Annotated in this window: 17 protein-coding genes; 14 read left to right on the top strand and 3 right to left on the bottom strand. The window is 62.0% G+C overall.

From position 1 onward, the window contains the following. The first annotated feature begins 160 nt into the window (after positions 1-160). Entirely contained in the window at positions 161-601 is a 441-nt protein-coding gene (locus ACXR0M_RS26310) for a CBS domain-containing protein (protein WP_458834538.1), read from the top strand. A 166-nt stretch (positions 602-767) separates the two neighbouring features. Here the strand turns inward: ACXR0M_RS26310 and ACXR0M_RS26305 are convergent, their stop codons facing one another. Beyond that, the gene (locus tag ACXR0M_RS26305) at positions 768-1,391 is read right to left on the bottom strand and encodes a glutathione S-transferase N-terminal domain-containing protein (protein WP_458834537.1); all 624 of its coding nucleotides are present in this window, start codon (positions 1,389-1,391) and stop codon (positions 768-770) included. A 1,289-nt stretch (positions 1,392-2,680) separates the two neighbouring features. On the opposite strand from ACXR0M_RS26305, the gene ACXR0M_RS26300 reads away from it, so the two are divergent. The 11 genes from ACXR0M_RS26300 (at position 2,681) to ACXR0M_RS26250 (ending at position 15,457) form a co-directional block, all read left to right on the top strand. After that, complete coding sequence (locus tag ACXR0M_RS26300) at positions 2,681-3,505, top strand: energy transducer TonB (RefSeq protein ID WP_458834536.1); 825 nt, start codon at positions 2,681-2,683, stop codon at positions 3,503-3,505. A 51-nt stretch (positions 3,506-3,556) separates the two neighbouring features. Next, the gene (locus ACXR0M_RS26295) at positions 3,557-4,264 is read left to right on the top strand and encodes a MotA/TolQ/ExbB proton channel family protein (protein WP_458834535.1); all 708 of its coding nucleotides are present in this window, start codon (positions 3,557-3,559) and stop codon (positions 4,262-4,264) included. Then, positions 4,264-4,665 (top strand): ExbD/TolR family protein, encoded by a 402-nt coding sequence (locus ACXR0M_RS26290; RefSeq protein ID WP_458834534.1) that lies wholly within the window; start codon positions 4,264-4,266, stop codon positions 4,663-4,665. Before ACXR0M_RS26295 ends, ACXR0M_RS26290 begins: the two co-directional genes overlap by 1 nt. 208 nt (positions 4,666-4,873) lie before the next feature. After that, a complete protein-coding gene (locus tag ACXR0M_RS26285; protein WP_458834533.1) occupies positions 4,874-7,585 on the top strand; it encodes a TonB-dependent receptor in 2,712 nt (903 codons plus the stop codon). 150 nt (positions 7,586-7,735) lie between these two features. Beyond that, positions 7,736-9,601 (top strand): extracellular solute-binding protein, encoded by a 1,866-nt coding sequence (locus ACXR0M_RS26280; protein ID WP_458834532.1) that lies wholly within the window; start codon positions 7,736-7,738, stop codon positions 9,599-9,601. Between the two features lies 1 nt (position 9,602). After that, entirely contained in the window at positions 9,603-10,667 is a 1,065-nt protein-coding gene (locus ACXR0M_RS26275; protein WP_458834531.1) for a microcin C ABC transporter permease YejB, read from the top strand. Then, positions 10,667-11,689 (top strand): ABC transporter permease, encoded by a 1,023-nt coding sequence (locus tag ACXR0M_RS26270; RefSeq protein ID WP_458834530.1) that lies wholly within the window; start codon positions 10,667-10,669, stop codon positions 11,687-11,689. The genes ACXR0M_RS26275 and ACXR0M_RS26270 overlap by 1 nt, the downstream gene beginning before the upstream one ends. Before the next feature lies 1 nt (position 11,690). Beyond that, positions 11,691-13,295: an ABC transporter ATP-binding protein gene (locus tag ACXR0M_RS26265; RefSeq protein ID WP_458834529.1), complete on the top strand. Its 1,605-nt coding sequence runs from the start codon at positions 11,691-11,693 to the stop codon at positions 13,293-13,295. A gap of 247 nt (positions 13,296-13,542) precedes the next feature. Next, positions 13,543-14,064, top strand: a complete 522-nt coding sequence (locus tag ACXR0M_RS26260) for a DUF3455 domain-containing protein (protein ID WP_458834528.1) — start codon at positions 13,543-13,545, stop codon at positions 14,062-14,064. A 155-nt stretch (positions 14,065-14,219) separates the two neighbouring features. Continuing rightward, a complete protein-coding gene (locus ACXR0M_RS26255; RefSeq protein ID WP_458834527.1) occupies positions 14,220-14,759 on the top strand; it encodes a sigma-70 family RNA polymerase sigma factor in 540 nt (179 codons plus the stop codon). Then, the gene (locus ACXR0M_RS26250; protein WP_458834526.1) at positions 14,756-15,457 is read left to right on the top strand and encodes an anti-sigma factor; all 702 of its coding nucleotides are present in this window, start codon (positions 14,756-14,758) and stop codon (positions 15,455-15,457) included. The genes ACXR0M_RS26255 and ACXR0M_RS26250 overlap by 4 nt, the downstream gene beginning before the upstream one ends. Positions 15,458-15,565: 108 nt before the next feature. Here ACXR0M_RS26250 and ACXR0M_RS26245 read toward each other — a convergent pair whose 3' ends face one another. After that, positions 15,566-16,648 carry a DUF1615 domain-containing protein gene (locus ACXR0M_RS26245; RefSeq protein WP_458834525.1) on the bottom strand — a complete coding sequence of 361 codons (1,083 nt, stop codon included), beginning with the start codon at positions 16,646-16,648 and terminating at the stop codon, positions 15,566-15,568. A gap of 277 nt (positions 16,649-16,925) precedes the next feature. On the opposite strand from ACXR0M_RS26245, the gene ACXR0M_RS26240 reads away from it, so the two are divergent. Both ACXR0M_RS26240 and ACXR0M_RS26235 read left to right on the top strand, forming a co-directional pair. Next, complete coding sequence (locus ACXR0M_RS26240; protein ID WP_458834524.1) at positions 16,926-19,130, top strand: TonB-dependent receptor; 2,205 nt, start codon at positions 16,926-16,928, stop codon at positions 19,128-19,130. Positions 19,131-19,352: 222 nt separating this feature from the next. Continuing rightward, positions 19,353-20,888, top strand: a complete 1,536-nt coding sequence (locus tag ACXR0M_RS26235; protein WP_458834523.1) for an FAD-dependent oxidoreductase — start codon at positions 19,353-19,355, stop codon at positions 20,886-20,888. A gap of 130 nt (positions 20,889-21,018) precedes the next feature. Here the strand turns inward: ACXR0M_RS26235 and hemB are convergent, their stop codons facing one another. After that, complete coding sequence (gene hemB, locus ACXR0M_RS26230; protein WP_458834522.1) at positions 21,019-21,993, bottom strand: porphobilinogen synthase; 975 nt, start codon at positions 21,991-21,993, stop codon at positions 21,019-21,021. Positions 21,994-22,144 lie beyond the last annotated feature (151 nt).

Genomic DNA, 22,144 nt, shown 5'->3' with positions numbered 1-22,144 from the left:
GCAAGACGATCAGGGATCTATTTCAGGACATTTGTCGGTCAGCGTGAATGGAAAATCGATAAATGACGTTTTTTGCGTGCTATCTGCCGCTTTGCCACCTTGCCCTGCGCGCCAGGGTCTACGATGCTTGGAGAACAACGACAACACCTGAGAAACCGCCATGAAGACCGTCGCCGAACTGCTCAAGCTCAAAGATGAGAAAAATCGGGAAGTGCACCAGATCCTGCCGCACCAATCGGTGTTCGAAGCCTTGACCAAAATGGCCGAAAAGAACGTCGGTGCATTGCTGGTCGTGGAGGCTGGCAAAGTCAAAGGCATCATCAGCGAGCGCGACTATGCCCGCAAACTGATCCTCAAGGGTCGTTCGTCTGTAGGGACACCAGTTAAAGACATCATGGTCGCGGATGTCATCACCGTGGACAGCCGCCAGACCGTCGACACCTGCCTGAGCATCATGTCCGACAAGCGTTTGCGCCACTTGCCAGTGGTGGAGAACGATGAACTGATCGGTTTGCTGTCGATCGGCGACCTGGTCAAGGAAGCGATTGCCGAACAGGCGGAGCTGATCAAACAGCTGGAGCAGTACATTCGCGGGGAATGACTTTCCGGATCATCCCCTAACCCTGTGGGAGCGAGCCCTGTGGTGAGGGGATTTATCCCCGATGGGGCGCGAAGCACCCCCAAAGACTGAGGGCCTGCTGCGCAGGCCATCGGGGATAAATCCCCTCACCACAGGGCTCACTCCTACATTTTTATCTGCGGTGTATTCAGGCAGGCCAATGCCGCGCAAACACCGGCGCCAGCACCAGGTGCCGGTCAATCCGCTGCAACCATGCATAAAACCCCGGCCGCGTCTGGCGCAGATGCTCGCGGCTGCCCGCCCAGCGCGTCACCACCGCCGCCAGCACATCCAGCGCGCCCGGCGTTTCGTCGTCCAGATACAACTCGGCGGAAAACTGGTCGGCAAACACTTCCCAGCTCCAGTGCAAGCGCTCACGGGCACCGGCAATCAGGTTCTGCCGTGCGGCTTCGTCCGGCGTCAACAGCCAGCGCTCGGGGTAATCGATGATGCCGACGGCCGCGTAGCAATTGCTGGCGATGTAGACCATGCCGCGAATCGCCTGATCACGATCAGCCGCTTTGGCCGGCAACAGGCCGGACGTGGGAAAGCTCAGGCCCAGATGAATCAGGATCGCCACGCTCTCGGTAATCGCACTGCCGTCGGGCAACTGCAGGGTCGGCACCTGTTTCAGTGGATTGAGATGCGCCAGCGCTTCGGCGGCTTCATTGGACGCTTCGATATCGATGAAGCGATAGGCGATCTGGCACAACTCCAGTGCCGCCTCGATGGCGGCCGCCCCGGAATTGCGATGTCCGTATAGGTGATACATGCCCCCCCTCCTCGATCTCGTCAGGTCTGGTGTAGCCCTATTTATAGCGGGTGTATCGGTTTTGGCACGTTTTTCCCATGCGTTCGCGACTTGCGAATCAAACCTCGCAAAACAGCGCTGGCGGTGCCCATCCCGCACCAAGAGCATTCATCGAACGCTATCCGCGTTCTTGTAAGGTGCGATACCGAACCAAAAGTTCGCGTATCCGAGCTGGCAACAAGGAGTTCCGCGCGTGAATCTTCAATCGCTCTGCCGCTTCACCGTCTTTTTATACCCATCCGCGCAACGCCGAGTTCAGCTGAACACTTTCGGCCACCCACGCATTTACTTTATTACCTGAACCTGGCAACTGCACAGTGTGTCCGGCGCTGAACAATGCGCCGGCCGCAGGGTGTTATTTAGTTTTTAAATAAGACTCGAGAAGTTATTGCACTGGCATTGTCTTCATCAGCAATTGCCGAATTGTCGAACAATAACTTCCATTTTTTAATTGCACCAAAATTGCGCCAACAAACAACACCGAGGCACTTGCACAACACCGGTTTCATTTAAACAAAAACAAGGAACATACCCCGTGACCCGCTAAAACATTGACCCGCACCAAATCAGTCCGCCGCGCACCATCCGGCGCCCCGGAGGACTTGAGTTCAGCGGCTCTATCCGGCCATTGCGGCCGATACAGCGCCCGGCCTGACTCGCCTGTAAAAAAGCTCCGGAATTCGGGGCCGTGGGCAGCCTTGCACTAAAGGAAACCGGGCCGGTCGATAAAACTTATATAAATGCGACATGGGTAACAGTCATGAAATAACCGCTCTACATTTCAGCAATATCTGGCACAGCGGTTGCAAAACGAACATCGAACACATGACCTGTAGGAGCTGCCGGAGGCTGCGATCTTTTGATCTGGCTTTTAAAAATCAAAAGATCGCAGCCTTCGGCAGCTCCTACATAAAACAACACCAGGGAATGGCTAATGAACATCCGAAGTCGATGGCGCTAAGCCACTAAGTTTGCCCAAGCCTGTTAGATAGATAGTTCAACTATCGGCCTGCGCACACCTTGAAGAAAGTTGCACCCACCCACTCGAACATCAGGGTCTGTGTGAAAAGTCTTGAGACGAAGGTCAGGCAAGGCGAAAACAGCCGAGGAAGCGGAGTTTACGGGTTGTAAATGAGCATTCCGAGGCTGTTTTCAACGCAGCATCACCGAGTATCAAGGCTTTTCACACAGAGCCTAGCCAAATGTTCGGACGGCACCTTATTGCCCTTCATCAACCCGAGGGAGCTTTAATGAACGATGCGGTAAAGCACACCACCCTGCCGGGGTCGTTACGGGAAGCGCCCATCCCGCCGCCACCGGGCAGACCGGCCTTCACAGCCAATACCTCGCAACCCGGCGGGTTGAACCGGCAGCAGATGCTGTTGCTGGTGGCCGTGTCGGCGCTGATCCATGGCGGCGCCTGGTGGTTTCTCCAGCAGACCCGGCCCGAGCCCCTGCCGACCCCGCCGCAGATTCCGGAAATGACCGTCGAGCTGACCAGCCCGACGCCACCGGCACCGCCCACCCCGGAACCGCTACCACCGCCGCCACCTCCACCGCCGCCCGAACCGGAGCAACCGGTGGAAGACGAGGACGCGGTCAAGCCACCGCCCAAACCGGTGGAGAAACCCAAGCCGATCGAAAAACCGAAACCGGTGGAGAAGCCGAAACCGGTGAAAAAGGTTGAGCCACCAAAAGCCCCAGCGGCCCCGGCACAACCGGCCGCGCCCGCCGCTCCGACCACTCCGAGCGCACCTCCGGCTCCTGCCGCCGCGCCCGCGCCGGTCAAGGAATCGGCGGCGATCTCCGGTCTCGCCAGCCTCGGCAACCCGCCGCCGGAATACCCGTCGCTGGCACTGCGGCGCAATTGGGAAGGCAGCGTGGTGCTGCGGATTCAGGTGCTGGCCAACGGTCGCGCCGGCTCGGTCACGGTGACCAAGTCCAGCGGCAAGCCGCAACTGGACGACGCGGCGGTGGCAGCGGTGAAGAACTGGAAGTTTATTCCGGCCAAGCGCGGTGACATGCCGATTGACGGCTTCGCCACCCAGACCATCGATTTCAAATTGCCGCAATAACGGCGCAACCCGACGAACTCACAACCGACTTACTGCAAGCGAGGTGTAGCGATGAACTCTTCACTGTCTTCGATGATTGTCCCCGGTGTGCTCTGGGGCCTGGTGCTGTTTTCCGTGATCAGCTGGGCGATTCTGCTGGTCAAGTCGGCGCAATACCTGCGCCAGAAAGCCCAGAACAAACAGTTCAGCAAAGCTTTCTGGGGCGCGCCGGACCTGCTCACCGCCGCCGAACACGCCAGTCAGTACCCGGGCTCTCTGGCGCGCATCGCCAGCAGCGGGTTTGAAGCGCTGCTGGTGGAAGAATCGCCGCGCACCACGCAACAACTGGCGCACACCATCAACCGCTCGGATCGGCTGGAACGCAACCTGCGCCAGCAGATCCAGAAGGAGCGTCGTTCGCTGGAAAACGGCCAGGCGATTCTCGCCAGTATCGGCAGCACCGCGCCGTTCATCGGTCTGTTCGGCACCGTGTGGGGCATCATGGAAGCCCTGCAAAGCATCGGCGAAAGCGGTTCGGCCAGCCTTGAAGCGGTCGCCGGGCCGATCGGTCATGCGCTGATCGCCACCGGCGTGGGCATCGCCGTCGCGGTCCCGGCGGTGCTGATTTACAACTTCTTCCTGCGCCGCCTGAAACTGGCTTCGGCGGACATGGACGACTTCGCCCACGACTTCGACGCCCTCGCCTCGCGCAGCGCGTTTTCCATCAGCCGCCAGGCCATCGCCAGCAAAACCACAGCCGCCGTGCGGGAGGCCAGCTGATGTCGTTCTCCACCCAAGACAGCGATGAAGTGCTCAGCGAAATGAACGTCACGCCGCTGGTGGACGTGATGCTCGTGCTACTGGTGGTGTTTATCGTCACCGCGCCGCTGATGACCAACGCGATCAAGGTCAACCTGCCGAAAACCGACGCCGTCGCCCCCGCCGAGAAGAAAGACCCGGTAGTGGTCAGCGTCGATCAGAACGGCAAGTTCTATCTGGCCAAGACCGAACTGGCGCCGGAGTCCCTGGAGGCCAGCCTCAAGGAGGTCAAGGCCAAGGATGCGGAAGTGCGCGTGCAATTGCAGGCCGATGCCAACGTCAATTACGGCCAGGTGGCCAAGGCCATGGCGTCGATCGAACGCTCGGGCATCAGCAAGATTTCGGTGATGACCACCCACTGAGTGCGGTGTCGGGCGCGTGCTGAGAAACGCGCCCGACACCGCCGACCGGCTCCCGTCGCAATCAGCCGACCGAAAAAACGCCACGCGTCTTCGGAGGGGATCGGCTTGCTTGAAGAAAGTGGTTTTCCGCACGCGGTATCACCGAAAGCGGAGCAATGAGGGGCTCACAAGGCCAATTCGATAACGTCTGATAAAGTCGGAAACAACCATGCTGATGAACACTCCACGCTTCACGCTCAAACCATTGGTGGCAACGATTTCTCGTCACCGTTTTGTTCCGTTGTATCTGGTGGCCATGGGGATGGGCGCCGGGACCGTGCAAGCCGCCGAGGACGACAACGCCAGCGTCCCGGCAGCCGCCGCAGTGGTCGCGCCGACCACGCAACTGCAACGGGTGGAAGTGACCGGTTCGGCGATTCGCCGGGTCGATGCCGAGACGGCGGTGCCGATCACCATTCTCAAGGCCGACGAGCTGCGCAAACAGGGCGTGACCACCACCGCCGAACTGGTGCAGCGCATCACCGGCAGCCAGTCGATCAATAACAGCGCCGGTTCGGTCGGCAGCGCCACCGGCGGCGCCTCGTTCGCCGACATGCGTGGCATCGGCGCGAACAAGACGCTGGTATTGCTCAACGGTCGACGGCTGGCCAACAACGCCTTGTCCGGCACCAACTCGGCCGGCGGCGCGGTGGATCTGAACATGATCCCGTTTGCCGCCATCGAGCGCGTGGAAGTCCTGCGTGACGGCGCCTCGGCGCTGTACGGCACCGACGCCATCGGCGGCGTGATCAACTTCATCACCAAGAAATCCCTGACCGACGGCCAGCTCACCCTCGGCGGCGAGACCCCGACCCACAGTGGCGGCGGCGCCACCAAGGACATGAGCGCCAGTTGGGGCTACGGCGATCTGGAGCAGGACCGCTTCAACGTGCTCGGCGTGTTCAACTACAACAAGCAGCAGAACCTCGACGCCAACGACCGCTCCTTTGCCCGCGACTATGTGCCCGGCCGTGGTCTGGACCAGACCTCCGGCACCGCCTTCCCCGGCAACTATAGCCAGAACGGCAACGCCACCAACCCGTTGGCCAACAGCAATTGCAACGGCCCCAACCTGGTCGCGCGCGACGGTTTGTGCCGCTTCAGCACCCGCGAATACATCGACCTGATTCCGCAAACCGAGAAGACCTCGTTCTTCGGTAAGACCACCGGCAAGCTGTCCGACGACCACAACGTCAACCTCGAATATTTCTGGTCGCGCAACAACAACGCCACCGCAGTCGGCCCGGCCCCGCTCACCGGATTGAGCCTGGATTCGTCGTCGCCCTACTACCCCGGCAACGGCATCACCCCAGGTCCGACCGGCTTCGCCCTCGACCCGACGCAACCGGTGGATGTGAACTGGCGCGAAACCGCTGCCGGCCCGCGTGAATCAAAAGACCAGAACACCAGCCAGCGCTTTTTGCTGAGCTTCGACGGGCTGGTCGGCGGCTGGGATTACAACGTCGGCGCCTCGTACAACCAGAACAAAATCGTCTCCAGCGTCACCAGCGGTTATGTCAGCGATCAGGCGATGATCGATGGTCTGGCCAGTGGTCTGCTCAACCCGTTCGGCCCGCAATCCGCTGCCGGTCAGCAGTACATCGACCAGGCCATGTACCACGGCGCCTACACCACGGCGGTCGGCCGCGTCGCCGGGTTCGACGGGCGAGTCAGCCGCGAGATTGGCGACTGGTTCGGTGCCGGCCCTGCCGGTCTGGCGTTGGGCGGTGAATACCGCAAAGAGAAATTCCATCAGGACTTCGAGCAGTTTGCCGGTGACATCCAGAGCCTCGGCATCGACCCGGCCGGCAGCGTCGACGGCGACCGCAGCGTGAAAGCTGCCTACGCCGAAATCAACGTACCGGTGCTCGACAGCCTCGAACTGTCCGCCGCCGTGCGCCACGACAAATACAGCGACTTCGGCAGCACCACCAACCCGAAATACTCGTTCCGTTATCAGCCGCTCAAGGAGCTGGTGGTGCGCGGCGCGTACAGCGAAGGCTTCCGTGCGCCATCGCTGTATGAGCTGTATTCGCCGCGCAGCATCACGTACACCCAGGGCTACTACAACGACCCGGTGCTGTGTACCGGCGGCGTGGTGCAACCGGGCGGCAACGGCGGGCGCGATTGTGGTCAGCAGTTCCTCAACCAGATCGGCGGCAACGAGGATCTGGCCCCGGAGAAAGCGCGCAACGTCACCCTCGGTTTTGTCTATCAACCGGTGAGCAACCTGTCGGTGGGTCTGGATTTCTGGTGGATTCACATTTCCAACCAGATCCAGCCGTTCCCTGAGTCCACCGTGTTCGATCAGTCCGGCACCTACCCGGACCGCTTCGTGCGCAACGCCGACGGCACGCTCAACTACATCGTCACCGGCAACGCCAACCTCGGCATCGTCGAAACCAACGGTGTCGATGTGTCGCTGGACTACCGCTTCCCGAACACCCCGTACGGCCAGTTCGGCCTGGGCCTGCAAGGCACCTACGTCGACAGTTATGACTTCCAGAGCACCATCAAAGGCCCGTTCACCGACAAGGTCGGCGACTTCGAAGGCGACGGCGTGATCGCCCGCTGGAAACACAACCTCACCGGCAGCTGGACCTTCGGTGCGGCGCGGGCGTCGCTGACCAACCGTTTCACCACCGGTTACAACGACTACGACCGCGATACCCACGAGCGCGTGGCGTCGTATTCGGTGTGGGACCTGTCGGCCGGCTACACCTTCGACAAAGTGCTGGATGTCGATGCAGGCATGAAAAACATGTTCGACCGCAACCCGCCATTCACCAACCAGGCCTACAACTTCCAGAGCGGCTATGACCCGCGCTACACCGACCCGTTGGGACGGACCTTGTTTGCGCGCATGACGTATCACTTCTAAGGAACGAGCATCGCAAAACCCTGTGGGAGCTGGCTTGCCAGCGATGGCGGTGTGTCAGTGAAGCAGATATCGACTGACATACCGCTATCGCTGGCAAGCCAGCTCCCACATGGGATCCGGGTTCTTTCAGGGATTTCAGGAGTGATCCTCATGAGCTTTTCGCGCAACATGGCCGCGCTGCTGCTCGGTGGTGCATTGCTTTGCGCCGCAGTGCCGGCGCTGGCCAGCGGCAGCTACGCGCTGACGGTGTACGGCGAGGCGCCGAAGTATCCGCCGGGGTTTGAGCATTTCGATTTTGTCGATCCCATGGCGCCCAAGGGCGGTTCGCTCAGCCGGGCGTCGATGGAAATCGGCCAGTACAACTACATCACCCCGTATGCCGATCAGGGCATTTCCGTGGTGCAGGTCAATGACTGGGTGTATGCGCCGCTGGCGTTCCGTTCGCTGGACGAGCCGTACACCGTTTACGGACTGGTCGCGCAGCAGATCGAGCGCGACCCCGAGGGCCTCTGGGTGCGCTTCACCCTCAATCCCAAGGCCCGCTTCGCCGACGGCACGCCGATCACCGCCGAAGACGTGCGCTACACGTTCAACCTGCTGATGACCAAGGGCAGCCTCAGTTATCGCCAGCAGTACGCCGATGTGCAGGACGTGCTGATCGAAGGTCCACGGCAGGTGCGCTTCACCTTCAAGAACAACCTCAACCGCACCCTCGCGCTGGATCTGGCGACGATGCGCGTGCTACCCGAACACTGGTGGCAGACTCGCGATTTCGCCAACGGCGGCGGCTTCGAACCGCCGCTGGGCAGCGGCCCGTACCGGGTGAGCAAGGTCGACGCCGGGCGCAGCATCAGTTTCCAGCGTGATCCGGACTGGTGGGGCAAGGACCTGCCGGTCAGTCGCGGCATGTACAACTTCGACACGCTCACGGTGAATTTCTACGGCGACACCGACGTCGCCCGGCAACTGCTGCAGGCCGGCGCGTTCGACTACAACCGCGAGTTTTCCTCGTCCGGTTATGTAGTCGGCTACGACAGCCCGGCGTTGCGCGACGGGCGCCTGCAGCAGGCGATCCTCGCCCCGGACAAACCGACGGCGGCGCAAGGCTTCGTGTTCAACCTGCAAAACCCGATCTTTCAGGATCGCCGGGTGCGGCAGGCGATCAGCCTGCTGTGGGATTTCGAGTGGACCAACAAGCAGATGATGCGCGGCTTCTACGTGCGCCAGAACAGCTTCTGGCCGAAGAGTGAAATGGCCGCCAGCGCCCTGCCCGACGCCGAGGAACTGAAGATCCTCGAACCGCTGCGCGGGCAGATCCCCGACGAGGTGTTCACCGAGGTCTATCAGGCGCCGAAAACCGATGGCAGCGGCTACATCCGCGACAAGCAATTGCAGGCCCTGAAGCTGCTCGCCGAGGCCGGCTGGACGCCGCAACACAGTCGCCTGGTCAACGCCGCCGGCGAGCCGCTGGAGTTCACCTTTCTCGACGGTCAGGGCGGTTTCGATCGCATGCTGCTGCCGTTCAAACGCACCCTCGCGCAGATCGGCATCACCCTCAATCTGCGCCGGATCGACTCGGCGCAATACATCAACCGCCTCAACGCCCGCGACTACGACATGATCGTCACCAGTTTCCCGCGCAGTGGTGACCCGATCGTCTCCCCCGGCCGCGAGTTGTACAGCCTGTACGCCTCGCAAAGTGCCACACAAATCGGCAGTTCCAACTCGATGGTGCTGGCCAACCCGGCGGTCGATCAACTGATCGACGGACTGGTCAAGGCCGACACCCGCGACGCCATGGTGCATTACGCGCGCGCCCTCGACCGGGTGCTGCAATGGGGTTACTACATGATTCCCAACTACTACTCCAAGGGCACGCCGACGGTGTATCAGAACCGCTTCGGCATGCCGCCGGTGCAACCGGCGTACGACGAAGGCCTCAACACCTGGTGGGAGGTCTCGGCCAAGCCGCTGACCACGCAACAGATGCAGGCCCGGCTCGCGGGGGGTCAGTGACATGCTGCGTTATCTGAGCAGACGCCTGCTGCTGATCATCCCCACGCTGCTGTGCATTCTGGTGGTCAATTTCGTCATCGTGCAGGCCGCACCGGGCGGTCCGGTGGAGCAAGCCATCGCCCGTCTGCAAGGCTTTGGCGGGCACAGCATGGGCGGTGGCGGTGAAGTCGCCGCCACCGGCGGTGCCGGGCGCAGCAGTCGCGGGCTGGACCCGGCGCTGATCGAAGAAATCAAACGCCACTACGGCTTCGACAAGCCGATGCACGAACGCCTGTGGCTGATGCTGAAAAACTACGCGCAACTGGATCTGGGCAGCAGTTTCTTTCGCGGCGCCAAGGTCACCGACCTGATCGTGCAGAAGCTGCCGGTGTCGCTGTCGCTCGGGCTGTGGGCAACGCTGATCACCTACCTGATTTCGATCCCGCTGGGGATTCGCAAGGCGATCAGCAACGGCAGCGCGTTCGACGTCTGGAGCAGCACGGCGATTGTCATCGGCTATGCGATGCCGGCGTTTCTGTTTGCGATGCTGCTGATCGTGGTGTTCGCCGGCGGCAGCTACGTCAGCTGGTTTCCGGTGCAAGGCCTGGTCTCCGACAACTTCGACAGCCTCGGCACCCTCGGCAAGATCGGCGACTACCTCTGGCACCTGGTGCTGCCGGTGACGGCGCTGGTGATCGGCGGGTTTGCCACGCTGACCATCCTCACCAAAAACAGCTTCCTCAACGAGATCAGCCGCCAGTACGTGATCACCGCCCGCGCCAAGGGTCTGACCGAACGCCGCGTACTCTACGGCCACGTGTTTCGCAACGCGATGCTGCTGGTAGTGGCCGGGGTGCCGTCGGCACTGATCGAAGTATTTTTTGCCGGCTCGCTGCTGATCGAAACCATCTTCAACCTCGACGGCCTCGGACGCATGAGTTACGAAGCGGCGGTGTCGCGGGACTATCCGGTGGTGTTCGGCGCGCTGTTTCTGTTCACCCTGTTCGGCCTGTTGATCAAGCTGATCGGCGACCTCTGCTACACCCTGCTCGACCCGCGCATCGACTTCTCGGCGAGGACTGCCTGATGTTTACACTGTCTCCTCTGGGTCAGCGCCGAATCGCCCAGTTCAAGGCCAACCGCCGTGGGCGCCGGTCGCTGTGGCTGTTTATCGGCCTGTGCCTGATCTGCCTGGGCGGCGAACTGATCGCCAACGACAAACCGTTGGTGATCCGCTACCACCAGGCGTTTTATTTCCCGATCCTCAGCGAATACCTGGAAACCGATTTCGGCGGCGAACTGCCGTTCCAGCCGGATTACGCCAGCGCTTACGTGCACAAGTTGATCGAGGATCAGGGCGGCTGGATGCTGTTTCCGCCGATCCCGTTCAGTTACGACACGGTCAATTACGACCTCGCCGAACCAGCCCCCAGCCCGCCCTCGGCGAGCAACTGGCTGGGCACCGACGATCAGGCGCGGGACGTGTTGGCGCGGGTGATTTTCGGCACACGGATTTCGATTCTGTTTGCGCTGATCCTCACCGCCATCAGTGCCTTGATCGGTATCGTTGCCGGGGCGTTGCAGGGTTATTACGGCGGTTGGGTCGACCTGCTCGGGCAACGCGTGCTGGAAATCTGGTCGGGGCTGCCGGTGCTGTATCTGCTGATCATTCTGTCCGGGTTTGTCTCGCCGAGTTTCTGGTGGTTACTGGGGATCATGGCGCTGTTTTCCTGGCTGGCGCTGGTGGACGTGGTGCGCGCCGAGTTCCTGCGCGGGCGCAATCTGGAATACGTCAAAGCCGCGCGGGCCCTGGGCCTGACCGACAGCGCGCTGATGCTGCGGCACATCCTGCCCAACGCCATGACCTCAACCCTGACCTACCTGCCGTTCATCCTGACCGGCGCCATCGCCACCCTCACCGCGCTGGACTTTCTCGGCTTCGGCATGCCGGCCGGCACCGCTTCGCTGGGCGAGTTGATCGGCCAGGCAAAGCGCAATCTGCAAGCGCCGTGGCTGGGGCTGACGGCGTTTTTTGCCCTGGCGCTGATTCTGTCGTTGTTGGTGTTTATCGGCGAAGCCTGCCGTGATGCGTTCGACCCGAGGAGCTGACATGCACAACAATCTGATCGAGATCCGCGACCTGCGCGTGGCCTTTGCCGGACAGGAAGTGGTCCACGGGATCAATCTGGATATCCGTCGCGGCGAATGCCTGGCGCTGGTTGGTGAGTCCGGTTCGGGCAAGTCGGTCACCGCACATTCGATTTTGCGTCTGCTGCCGGGGAAATCCGTCAGCAGCAGCGGTTCGATAACGTACGGCGGGATGAACCTGCTGCAGGCCAGCGAACAGCATTTGCGCGGTTTGCGCGGCAACCGGATTGCGATGATTTTTCAGGAGCCGATGACCTCGCTGAACCCACTGCACACGGTGGAAAAACAGCTCGGCGAAGTGCTGGAAATCCACAAGGGCCTCAAGGGCCGCGCCGCCCGTGCACGCACCCTGGAACTGCTCGAACTGGTGGGCATTCGCCAACCGCAGCAGCGTTTAAAGGCCTATCCGCACCAGTTGTCCGGCGGGCAGCGGCAACGGGTGATGATTGCCATGGCGCTGGCCAATGAGCCGGAACTGTTAATCGCCGATGAACCGACCACGGCGCTGGATGTGACCGTGCAGCAGAAAATCCTCGAACTGCTGATCGAGCTGCAACAGCGCCTCGGCATGTCGATGCTGCTGATCAGCCACGACCTCAATCTGGTGCGGCGCATCGCGCAACGGGTGTGCGTGATGCGCCACGGTGAAATCGTCGAGCAGGCGGATTGCGAGACGCTGTTCCGCGACCCGCAGCATCCTTACAGCCGCCTGCTGATCGAGGCGGAACCGAGCGGTGCGCCGGTGCCGAGCCGGTACTCGCACAACCTGCTGGAAGTGGATGACCTGAAGGTCTGGTTTCCCCTGCCCAAGGCGCTGTTCAGTCGTGCACAGGAGTACATCAAGGCCGTGGATGGGGTCAGCTTCCGCCTGCAACGCGGCAAGACCCTGGGGATTGTCGGCGAGTCCGGTTCGGGCAAGTCGACACTGGGTCAGGCGATCCTGCGTCTAGTGGAGTCCGAGGGCGAAATTCGCTTCAGCAACAAGCAACTAAGCCTGCTCAATCAGCGCTTGATGCGGCCGTTGCGGCGGCAGATTCAGGTGGTGTTCCAGGATCCGTTCGGCAGCCTCAGCCCACGGATGTCGGTGCAGCAGATCATTGCCGAAGGCCTGCTGACCCACGGCATCGGCACTACCGAGGAACGTGAGGCGGCGGTGATTCGCGTGCTCGAGGAGGTCGGCCTCGACCCTGCCAGCCGCCATCGCTATCCCCACGAATTCTCCGGTGGCCAGCGCCAGCGCATCTCCATCGCCCGCGCACTGGTGCTGGAACCGGCACTGATCCTGCTCGACGAACCGACCTCGGCACTGGATCGCACGGTGCAGAAACAAGTGGTGGAGTTGTTGCGGCAGTTGCAGATCAGGCATGGCCTGACCTACTTGTTCATCAGCCATGACCTCGCGGTGGTGCATGCACTGGCGCATGACTTGCTGGTGATCAAGGACGGCCAAGTGGTTGAGCAGGGTTCGGCGCGGGAAATTTTTGCCGCACCGCAGCACCCCTATACTCAGGAATTGCTCAAAGCCTCCGGCCTGGCCCTCCCCCACAAAACCGCCGAACTGGTGTAGGAGCTGCCGAAGGCTGCGATCTTTTGATCTTCTTCCAAATGGGACGCGGAGCGTCCCTTGAGGCGTTCCCACGCAGAGCGTGGGAACGATCAATCAAAAGATCGCAGCCTGCGGCAGCTCCTACAGGAGATTTGTGGGGTTTGAAGTTTATTTTTCGGGCACTGCATCCAAACGCCTCCGCCGCGGGTAGTCCCTGTAACAGCCCTCTTCGGCTGTCAGCGGTCTACCCTTTTCGGAGATAACACTGATGAACATCACTCAACTGATTGGCCTCACCGGTTTGCTCGCGCTGTCCTCGACGACCTTCGCCCAAAGCAGCTATCCCGACGCGATCAAAGTGCCGGACGGCCACAAGATCGCGCTGGAAACCACCGGGGTCGGTGAGATCACCTACGAGTGCCGCGACAAGCCCAACGCGGCCGGGCAGACCGAGTGGACGTTCGTCGGCCCGAAAGCGGTGCTCAATGATCGCAGCGGCAAGCAGGTCGGCACCTACTTCGGCCCGCCCGCCACCTGGCAGGCCAAGGACGGCTCGAAAGTCACCGGCACGCAGTTGGCCGTCGCCCCGTCGAGCCCGGGCAACCTGCCCTATCAACTGGTCAAAGCCAATCCCGCCGAGGGCAAGGGCGCCATGAGCGGGGTGAGTTATATCCAGCGCGTCGCGCTCAAGGGCGGCGTGGCACCGGGCAGTGAATGCACCATGGCGAACAAGGGCAAGCAGGAAGTGGTGAAGTATCAGGCCGATTACATTTTCTGGGCGGTGAACTGACTTCTGGCACCCCTGATAAACCCTGTGGGAGCGGGCTTGCTCGCGAAGGCGGCCGGTCAGAGAAGACTGTGTTGACTGACACTCCGCCTTCGCGAGCAAGCCCGCTCCCACAGGGTTATGTGTTGTTTTGGAGAATGTGAGCTAGATTGCACGACATGTCCTTGCCCGAAGCCGAACCCGAATTCGATTACGCAGCCCGCCTCGCCGCCTGTGCCCGCGGCGAGCGTCAGGCCCTGCGCGATTTGTACGTGCAGGAAAGCCCGCGTCTGCTCGGCGTGGCCAAGCGGCTGGTGCGCGACACGGCGCTGGCGGAGGATATCGTCCATGAGGCGTTCATCAAGATCTGGGCCGGTGCGGCGCAATTCGACCCGGCGCGCGGCTCGGCACGCGGCTGGATGTTCAGCGTGACCCGGCACCTGGCGTTGAATCTGCTGCGCAACCATGGCCGAGAAACGCCGCTCCACGATGATCATGAGTCAGTGGCCGACGATGACGGCTTCGATGCGGCAGCGCATTCCGCGCGCATCCACCGTTGCCTGGAACAACTCGAACCCGAGCGCCGCCACTGCATCCTTCACGCCTACGTCGACGGCTACAGCCACGCGCAAATTGCCGCGCGCCTCGACACGCCATTGGGCACCGTCAAAGCCTGGATCAAACGCAGTCTCAACGCGTTGCGGGAGTGCATGGGATGACCACTGAATCGGCGCAGCAACGGGATGAACTGGCCAGTGAATACGTGCTCGGCACCCTGTCGGCGGCGGAACGTGCAGCGGTGCAACAGCGCTTGCGCAACGAGCCCGAACTGCAAGCGGCGGTGGATGCCTGGGAGCGGCGTCTGCTGGACCTGACGGATTTGGCCGGAACACAACAGCCGTCGCCACACTTGTGGCCGCGCATCGAACGCAGTGTCGAACGACTCTCGCGTAAAGCTGCTGCTCCGGTGCGCACCTCGTGGTGGAACCTGCTGCCATTGTGGCGCGGCCTGAGCGCCGCCGGGCTGGCCGCGACGCTGATTCTTGGCGCGGTGCTGTTGACCCAGACCGCGCCGAAACCGAGCTATCTGGTGGTACTGGTCGCCCCGCAGGACAAGTCGCCAGGCTGGGTGATTCAGGCGAGTAATTCCCGCGAGATTCAGTTGATCCCGCTGGGCGTGGTCGAAGTGCCGGCGGACAAGGCGCTGGAATTCTGGACCAAGGCGGATGGCTGGCAAGGGCCGGTGTCGCTGGGGCTGGTCAAACCGGGGCAGGCGCTGAAAGTGCCGCTGGACAAACTGCCGCCGCTGCAAGCCAATCAGCTGTTCGAACTCACCCTCGAGGGCGCCAGCGGCTCACCAATCGGCAAACCGACCGGACCGATTCAGGCGATCGGCCGTGCGGTCAAAGTGCTGTGACATTTCCCGTGTAGGAGCTGCCGAAGGCTGCGATCTTTTGATCTTTTTTTTTAAAAATCAAAGTCAAAAGATCGCAGCCTGCGGCAGCTCCTACAGCGATTGGTGGGGTCAGCCGGCCTTGGCCATGCAGCGTTTGTAGCGTTCGTCCACGCGTTTGGCGAACCACGCGGTGGTCAGTTTGCGGGTGATTTTCGGGCTCTGCAGGACGATGCCCGGCAACACCGCGCGGGGCAAGGTCTTGCCTTCGGCCTGCTCGGCCAGTTCAAACACGCGCTGGTAGAGCTTGGTGTCCTCGAACTCCAGGGTCTTGCCCTTCTCCAGTTGATCGCGAATGGTCGGGTTGCGCATGCCCAGCGATTTGCCGAGGGTGCGCACCGCCAGTTCGGTGCTGCCGGGCAGGATCGAGTCGTAGCGAATCAGGTCGCCATCCAGCGCCAGCGGAATCCCTGAGGCCCGGCTGACCGCGTTCTGAAACGCCGCGTTGCGGCTGGCGTACCAACCGGCGTTGAAGTCGGCAAAGCGGTACAGCGGCTCGCGGTAAGTCACCGGGTAACCGAGCAAATGGGCGATGCCGAAGTACATGCCGCCACGACGGGTGAACACTTCGTGGCGGAGGGTGCCGCTGACCGGGTACGGATACGCCTTGGCGTGCTGCTCGGCGAATTCGATGCTGACCTGCATCGGTCCGGCGGTGTGCACCGGGTTGAAGCCGCCGAACAGGGTGCGGCCCATCGGTACCATGCCGATGAAGTCGTCGAAGATCGCGCTCAACTCCTTTTCGCTGCGCGCAGCGTTCAGGCGTTCGCTGTAGCTCTTGCCGGTGGGCGAACGCACGGCCAGCGCGGCGCTGACCAGCATCCCGGGGATGTGCGCCTTGCCGGCGCGGCGGTCGATTTCGTCGCGGGCGATTTTGCCCAGGCCCGGCACTGTCGGGTCAACCTGAAACGTCGACTCCTGTTCGGCCACGGCCAGCACCGAGCACAGGTTTTGCGTGCTCGGGCTGATGCCCTGCGCGGCGAACGCGGCGTAGATGTCGGTGGCCCAGCCCTGGCGGTCGGGCACTTTGGCCGGCATCAACCGCACGATTTGCGCCTTCACTTCGGCCGGCGCACGCGGTGCCGGTTCCTGACTGCGCTGCCCCGCGCAACCGGCGAGCACCAGCAGTGTGGCGAGGGTCATGATTAATCGCATGTTGCTTCATCCAATCCAATAAGCCAGAACCACCATACACAATCCCTGTAGGAGCTGCCGCAGGCTGCGATCTTTAGAGCTTGTCTTTTAAAAACAAAGTCAAAAGATCGCAGCCTGCGGCAGCTCCTACAGGTGAACGGGTTTTCCGGGTTGATGACAAACTGATTGCAAAGCGTTACTGCGAACTCCTATCATTTGCGCCTGGAGTCGTATTTGCGCAAGGAGTTCCCCGCGCCGTTCTAATTTTCTCACCGGCCGTGCGCCTTCAGGTATCGACATGCCCGCTTCAGCTCGACTCGCCGTCCCGTTTCGCCCGACGTTTCTCGCCCTGCTGTGTTCCCTGACTGTCACCGCTCACGCCGCCGAAGGCGATAACCAGGCGCTGGTGCTGGACGACGTCAACATCAACGCCCAGGCACCGACACCAGGCGCCCTGCCCCCGGTCTATTCCGGCGGTCAGGTGGCCCGTGGCGGCCAGCTCGGCGTGTTGGGCAACCAAGATATGATGGATGTGCCGTTCAGCGCGGCGTCGTACACCGAACAGCTGATTCAGGATCAGCAAGCGGAAAACGTTGCCGACGTCCTGCTCAATGACGCCTCGGTGCGTCAGGCTTCGGGCTACGGCAACCAGGCGCAGGTGTTCATGATCCGCGGCCTGCCGCTCAACGGCGATGACATTTCCTATAACGGCCTGTACGGCGTGCTGCCACGGCAGATCATTTCCAGCGATGCCCTGGAGCGCGTGGAAGTGTTCAAAGGCCCGAACGCCTTCATCAACGGAGTGACCCCGACGGGTTCCGGGATTGGCGGTGGCGTCAATCTGCAGCCCAAGCGCGCCGGCGACGAGCCGCTGCGCCGCTACACCACCGACATCAACAGCGAAGGCCGCGTTGGTCAGCACTTCGACATTGGCCAGCGCTTCGGCGAAGACAACCGCTTCGGCGCGCGGATCAACCTGTCCCAGCGCGAAGGCGACACCGGCATCGATCACGAGAACCAGCGCTCGAAACTGTTCGCCACCGGCCTCGACTACCGTGGCGATGCACTGCGCCTGTCCGCTGACTTCGCCTACCAGAAAGAACGCGTCAACGGTGGCCGCAACTCGGTCAACCTCGGCACCGCCACGCACATTCCGGATGCGCCGTCAGCCGACACCAACTACGCGCCGAAGTGGGGCTACACCGACATCGAAGACACCTTCGGCATGCTCCGCGCCGAATATGACCTGAACGACAACTGGACCGCCTACGTCGCCGGCGGCGCCAAGCACACCCGCGAAGTCGGGCGTTACAACTCCACCACTCTGGCGGGCAACAGTGGTGCTTCGTTCACCACTGGCTCGTTCATCCCGCACGATGAAGACAACACCAGCCTGATGGCCGGCCTGAACGGCAAATTCAACACCGGCACCGTCAGCCACAAACTCAACTTCGGTCTGACCGGGCTATGGGCCGAACAGCGCAGCGCCTACGATTTCGACCTGACGAAATACACCAACAACCTCTATCACCCGGTGCAAACCCCGTCGCCGGTCGGCAACTTTTCCGGCGGCGACGTCAGCGATCCGGGCATTGTCGGCAAGACCTTCAACCGCAGCCTCGCGCTCTCCGACACCCTCGGTTTCTTCGATGACCGCCTGCTGATCACCGCCGGCCTGCGTCGTCAGCAACTGGTGGTGCAAGGCTACAACTACGCCAGTTACGGCAGCGGCAGCCGCAAGTCGAGCTACGACGAATCGATCACCACGCCGGTTTACGGCATCGTGTTCAAACCGTGGGAGCATGTGTCGTTCTACGCCAATCACATCGAAGGCCTGGCGCAAGGCCCGACCTCGCCGACCAGCACCGGCGGCTTCAAAGTGACCAACGGCAACGAAGTCTACGCACCGGCCCGCTCCAAACAGACCGAAGCCGGAGTCAAAGTCGACATGGGCACTTACGGCGCGAGCCTGGGGGTCTATCGCATCGAGCAGCCGAGCGACGGTTACTGCCAAATCAACAGCGCCACCACCTGCACCTACGTGCGTGAAGGCGAGCAGATCAACAAAGGCGTGGAAATGAACGTGTTCGGCGAGCCGCTCAACGGTTTGCGCCTGATCAGCGGCCTGACCCTGATGGACACCGAACTGCGCAACACCCAGAACGGCGCCAATGACGGCAACCGTGCCATCGGCGTGCCGAGCTTCCAGTTCAACGCCGGCGCCGACTGGGACGTACCGGGTCTGCAAGGCGTGGCGCTGAATGCGCGGATGCTGCGCACCGGCGGCCAGTACGCCGATGCGGCCAACAACCTCAGCCTGCCGACCTGGAACCGCTTCGACGCGGGCGCGCGCTATGCCTTCAAGGTCTCGCAGAAAGACGTGACGTTGCGCCTTGGCGTCGAGAACCTGGCCAACAAGAAATACTGGGAATCGGCACAAGGCGGCTACCTGACTCAGGGTGAGCCACGGGTAGCGAAGTTGTCGGGGACGATCGACTTCTAAGCTCACCGGTAAGAGAAAGGCTCCGCAGTTTTTGATGGCTACGGGGCCTTTTCCGGTTTTGCGGCGTTTGATAAGGCCGCTTCGCGAGCAAACTCGCTCCCACATTGGATCTGTGTGAAATACAAATCCCCTGTGGGAGCGAGCTTGCTCGCGAAGCGGCCAGAACTGGCTACCCGCTCCTTCTGATCCATACTTGTTGCACAGCCAACGGAGGACAGGCCCATGCAGCGCAGCGACGTACTGATCATCGGCGCCGGCCCGACCGGTCTGGTGCTGGCCCTGTGGCTGAGCAAGCTCGGCGTGCGCGTGCGCATTCTCGACAAGACTTCGGCCCCCGGCACCACCTCGCGGGCGCTGGCGATGCAGGCGCGGACGCTGGAGTTGTACCGCCAGCTGGACCTCGCCGACAGCGTGGTGCGCAACGGCCACAAGGTGGCGGCGGCAAATTTCTGGGTCAAGGGCAAAGCGGTCGCGCAGTTGCCGCTGCAGCGCATCGGCGAAGGCCTGACGCCCTACTCGTTCATCGAAATCTTCCCCCAGGACCAACACGAACGGCTGCTGCTCGAACGTCTCGAAGACTATGGCGTGACCGTCGAGCGCAACACTGAACTGGAGCATTTCGCCGAAACCGCCGACGGCCTCACCGCGCATCTGCGCCTGCCCGACGGATCGCAGGAAATCTGCCAGGCCTGTTATCTGGCCGGCTGTGACGGCGCCCGTTCAGTGGTGCGCAAAACCCTCGATACCGGCTTCCCCGGCGGCACTTATCAGCAGATTTTCTACGTGGCCGACGTCAAGGCCAGCGGCCCGGCGATGAACGGCGAGTTGCATCTGGATCTGGACGAAGCGGATTTCCTCGCGGTGTTCCCGCTGGCCGGCGAAGGCCGTGCACGGCTGATCGGCACGGTGCGCGACGAACGTGCGGATCGCGCCGAGACCCTGGAGTTTTCCGATGTCAGCAGCCGGGCCATCGAGCACCTGAAGGTGCACATCGAAGATGTCCATTGGTTCTCGACTTATCGAGTGCATCACCGCGTGGCCGAACACTTTCGCAGCGGCCGGGCGTTTCTGCTCGGCGACGCGGCGCACGTGCACAGCCCCGCCGGCGGTCAGGGCATGAACACCGGGATTGGCGATGCGATCAATCTGGCGTGGAAACTGGCGGCGGTGCTCAGCGGCGGCGCCGAACCGGGCCTGCTCGACAGCTACGAAACCGAGCGCATCGCCTTCGCCCGGCGGCTGGTTTCAACCACCGACAAGGTGTTCAGCTTCGTCACCGCCGAGGGACGCATCGCCGACTTGCTGCGCACGCGTCTGGCACCGTTTCTGATCCCGAAAATGGCTACGTTCGAGGCCAGCCGCGAGTTCCTGTTTCGCACTGTCTCGCAAGTCACCCTCAACTATCGCGGCATGCCGCTGAGCCAGGGCACCGCCGGCCACGTGCACGGTGGCGACCGCTTGCCGTGGGCGCATGATGGCGAAGGCGATAATTACCAGCCGTTGCGCCAGCCGTGCTGGCAGGTGCATGTGTACGGCGACACCAGCGACGAGATGATCGCCTGGTGCAATGAACATCACTTGCCGCTGCACGTGTTCGACTGGCGCCCGGCGTTTGAAACGGCGGGGCTGGGGCGTAACGGCTTTTATCTGTTGCGCCCGGACACCTATGTGGCGATTGCTGACAACAGCGCTGATCCGAAGGTGATCGAGCGGTATTTTCGTGAGCGTGGGATCAGACCCTACTTCAACTGCCCCTGATTTTTCAGGTACACCAAAAAACCTGTGGGAGCTGGCTTGCCAGCGATGACGGCGGCACAGTCGAAATCCATGTTGACTGTGCCAACGCTATCGCTGGCAAGCCAGCTCCCACAGGGTCTCAGTGATTGAATCAGATCCCGGCCCGGGCCAGATCCATCGCAAAGTAAGTGAAGATCAAGTCCGCACCCGCACGCTTGATCGCACCCAGGCTTTCGCGCACCACGCGGTCTTCGTCAATCGCACCGGCCTGGGCGCCGAACTTGATCATCGCGTACTCGCCGCTGACCTGATACGCCGCCAGCGGCAGGTTCGAGGCCTGGCGGATGTCGCGGATGATGTCGAGGTAGGCACCGGCCGGTTTGACCATCAACGCATCAGCCCCTTCCTGCTCGTCGAGCAGCGATTCGCGCAGGGCTTCGCGGCGGTTCATCGGGTTCATCTGATAGCTTTTGCGATCGCCCTTCAGCGCACTGCCACCGGCTTCGCGGAACGGGCCATAAAGCGCCGAGGCGAATTTGGTCGAGTAGGCCATGATCGGAATCTGCGTAAAGCCAGCGTCATCCAGCGCCCGGCGGATCGCCCGCACCTGGCCGTCCATCGCCGCCGACGGCGCGATCACGTCGGCGCCGGCACGGGCCGCCGCCACCGCCTGTTTACCGAGGTTGATCAACGTCTGGTCGTTGTCGACTTCGTGGTTGTGCATCACGCCGCAATGGCCGTGATCGGTGTATTCGCAGAAGCAGGTGTCGGACATCACGATCATTTCCGGCACTGCGTCCTTGGCGATGCGCGACATGCGCGAAACCAGGCCGTTTTCGCGCCAGGTGTCGCTGCCGTTGGCGTCCAGGTGATGGGACACGCCGAAGGTCATCACCGACTTGATGCCGGCGCGGGCATAGCGCTCGATTTCGCCGGCCAGCTTGCGCTCGGGAATGCGCATCACCCCGGGCATGCTCTTGATCGGCACGAAGTCGTCGATTTCTTCCTCGACGAAAATCGGCAGCACCAGATCATTCAGGCTGAACTCGGTTTCCTGGAACAGACTGCGCAGGCTCGCATTGCGGCGCAGACGGCGGGGACGTGCTTCGGGGAACTGGCTGGACATGGTACTTCCTGAAAACGGCGATGAGACGAAAGTCGTAGGGGGCGAAGCTTATGCCTTCGCCGGGGGCAGGTACAAACCTGGATCAATCAAGAGTGCATTACCGCGGGCGCAATAATCCGCCAAGCCACACCCGTTCCCCTGTAGGAGCTGC

It is taken from the genome of Pseudomonas sp. Eth.TT006 (assembly GCF_054456575.1).
The sequence above is the reverse complement of the archived record's forward strand: the minus strand, read 5'-3'. Positions and strand labels throughout refer to the sequence as shown.

Coding starts and splice junctions, on each gene's coding strand:
- ACXR0M_RS26310 (WP_458834538.1), top strand. CDS start 161: ATGAAGACCGTCGCCGAACTGCTCAAGCTCAAAGATGAGAAAAATCGG.
- ACXR0M_RS26305 (WP_458834537.1), bottom strand. CDS start 1,391: ATGTATCACCTATACGGACATCGCAATTCCGGGGCGGCCGCCATCGAG.
- ACXR0M_RS26300 (WP_458834536.1), top strand. CDS start 2,681: ATGAACGATGCGGTAAAGCACACCACCCTGCCGGGGTCGTTACGGGAA.
- ACXR0M_RS26295 (WP_458834535.1), top strand. CDS start 3,557: ATGAACTCTTCACTGTCTTCGATGATTGTCCCCGGTGTGCTCTGGGGC.
- ACXR0M_RS26290 (WP_458834534.1), top strand. CDS start 4,264: ATGTCGTTCTCCACCCAAGACAGCGATGAAGTGCTCAGCGAAATGAAC.
- ACXR0M_RS26285 (WP_458834533.1), top strand. CDS start 4,874: ATGCTGATGAACACTCCACGCTTCACGCTCAAACCATTGGTGGCAACG.
- ACXR0M_RS26280 (WP_458834532.1), top strand. CDS start 7,736: ATGAGCTTTTCGCGCAACATGGCCGCGCTGCTGCTCGGTGGTGCATTG.
- ACXR0M_RS26275 (WP_458834531.1), top strand. CDS start 9,603: ATGCTGCGTTATCTGAGCAGACGCCTGCTGCTGATCATCCCCACGCTG.
- ACXR0M_RS26270 (WP_458834530.1), top strand. CDS start 10,667: ATGTTTACACTGTCTCCTCTGGGTCAGCGCCGAATCGCCCAGTTCAAG.
- ACXR0M_RS26265 (WP_458834529.1), top strand. CDS start 11,691: ATGCACAACAATCTGATCGAGATCCGCGACCTGCGCGTGGCCTTTGCC.
- ACXR0M_RS26260 (WP_458834528.1), top strand. CDS start 13,543: ATGAACATCACTCAACTGATTGGCCTCACCGGTTTGCTCGCGCTGTCC.
- ACXR0M_RS26255 (WP_458834527.1), top strand. CDS start 14,220: ATGTCCTTGCCCGAAGCCGAACCCGAATTCGATTACGCAGCCCGCCTC.
- ACXR0M_RS26250 (WP_458834526.1), top strand. CDS start 14,756: ATGACCACTGAATCGGCGCAGCAACGGGATGAACTGGCCAGTGAATAC.
- ACXR0M_RS26245 (WP_458834525.1), bottom strand. CDS start 16,648: ATGCGATTAATCATGACCCTCGCCACACTGCTGGTGCTCGCCGGTTGC.
- ACXR0M_RS26240 (WP_458834524.1), top strand. CDS start 16,926: ATGCCCGCTTCAGCTCGACTCGCCGTCCCGTTTCGCCCGACGTTTCTC.
- ACXR0M_RS26235 (WP_458834523.1), top strand. CDS start 19,353: ATGCAGCGCAGCGACGTACTGATCATCGGCGCCGGCCCGACCGGTCTG.
- hemB (WP_458834522.1), bottom strand. CDS start 21,993: ATGTCCAGCCAGTTCCCCGAAGCACGTCCCCGCCGTCTGCGCCGCAAT.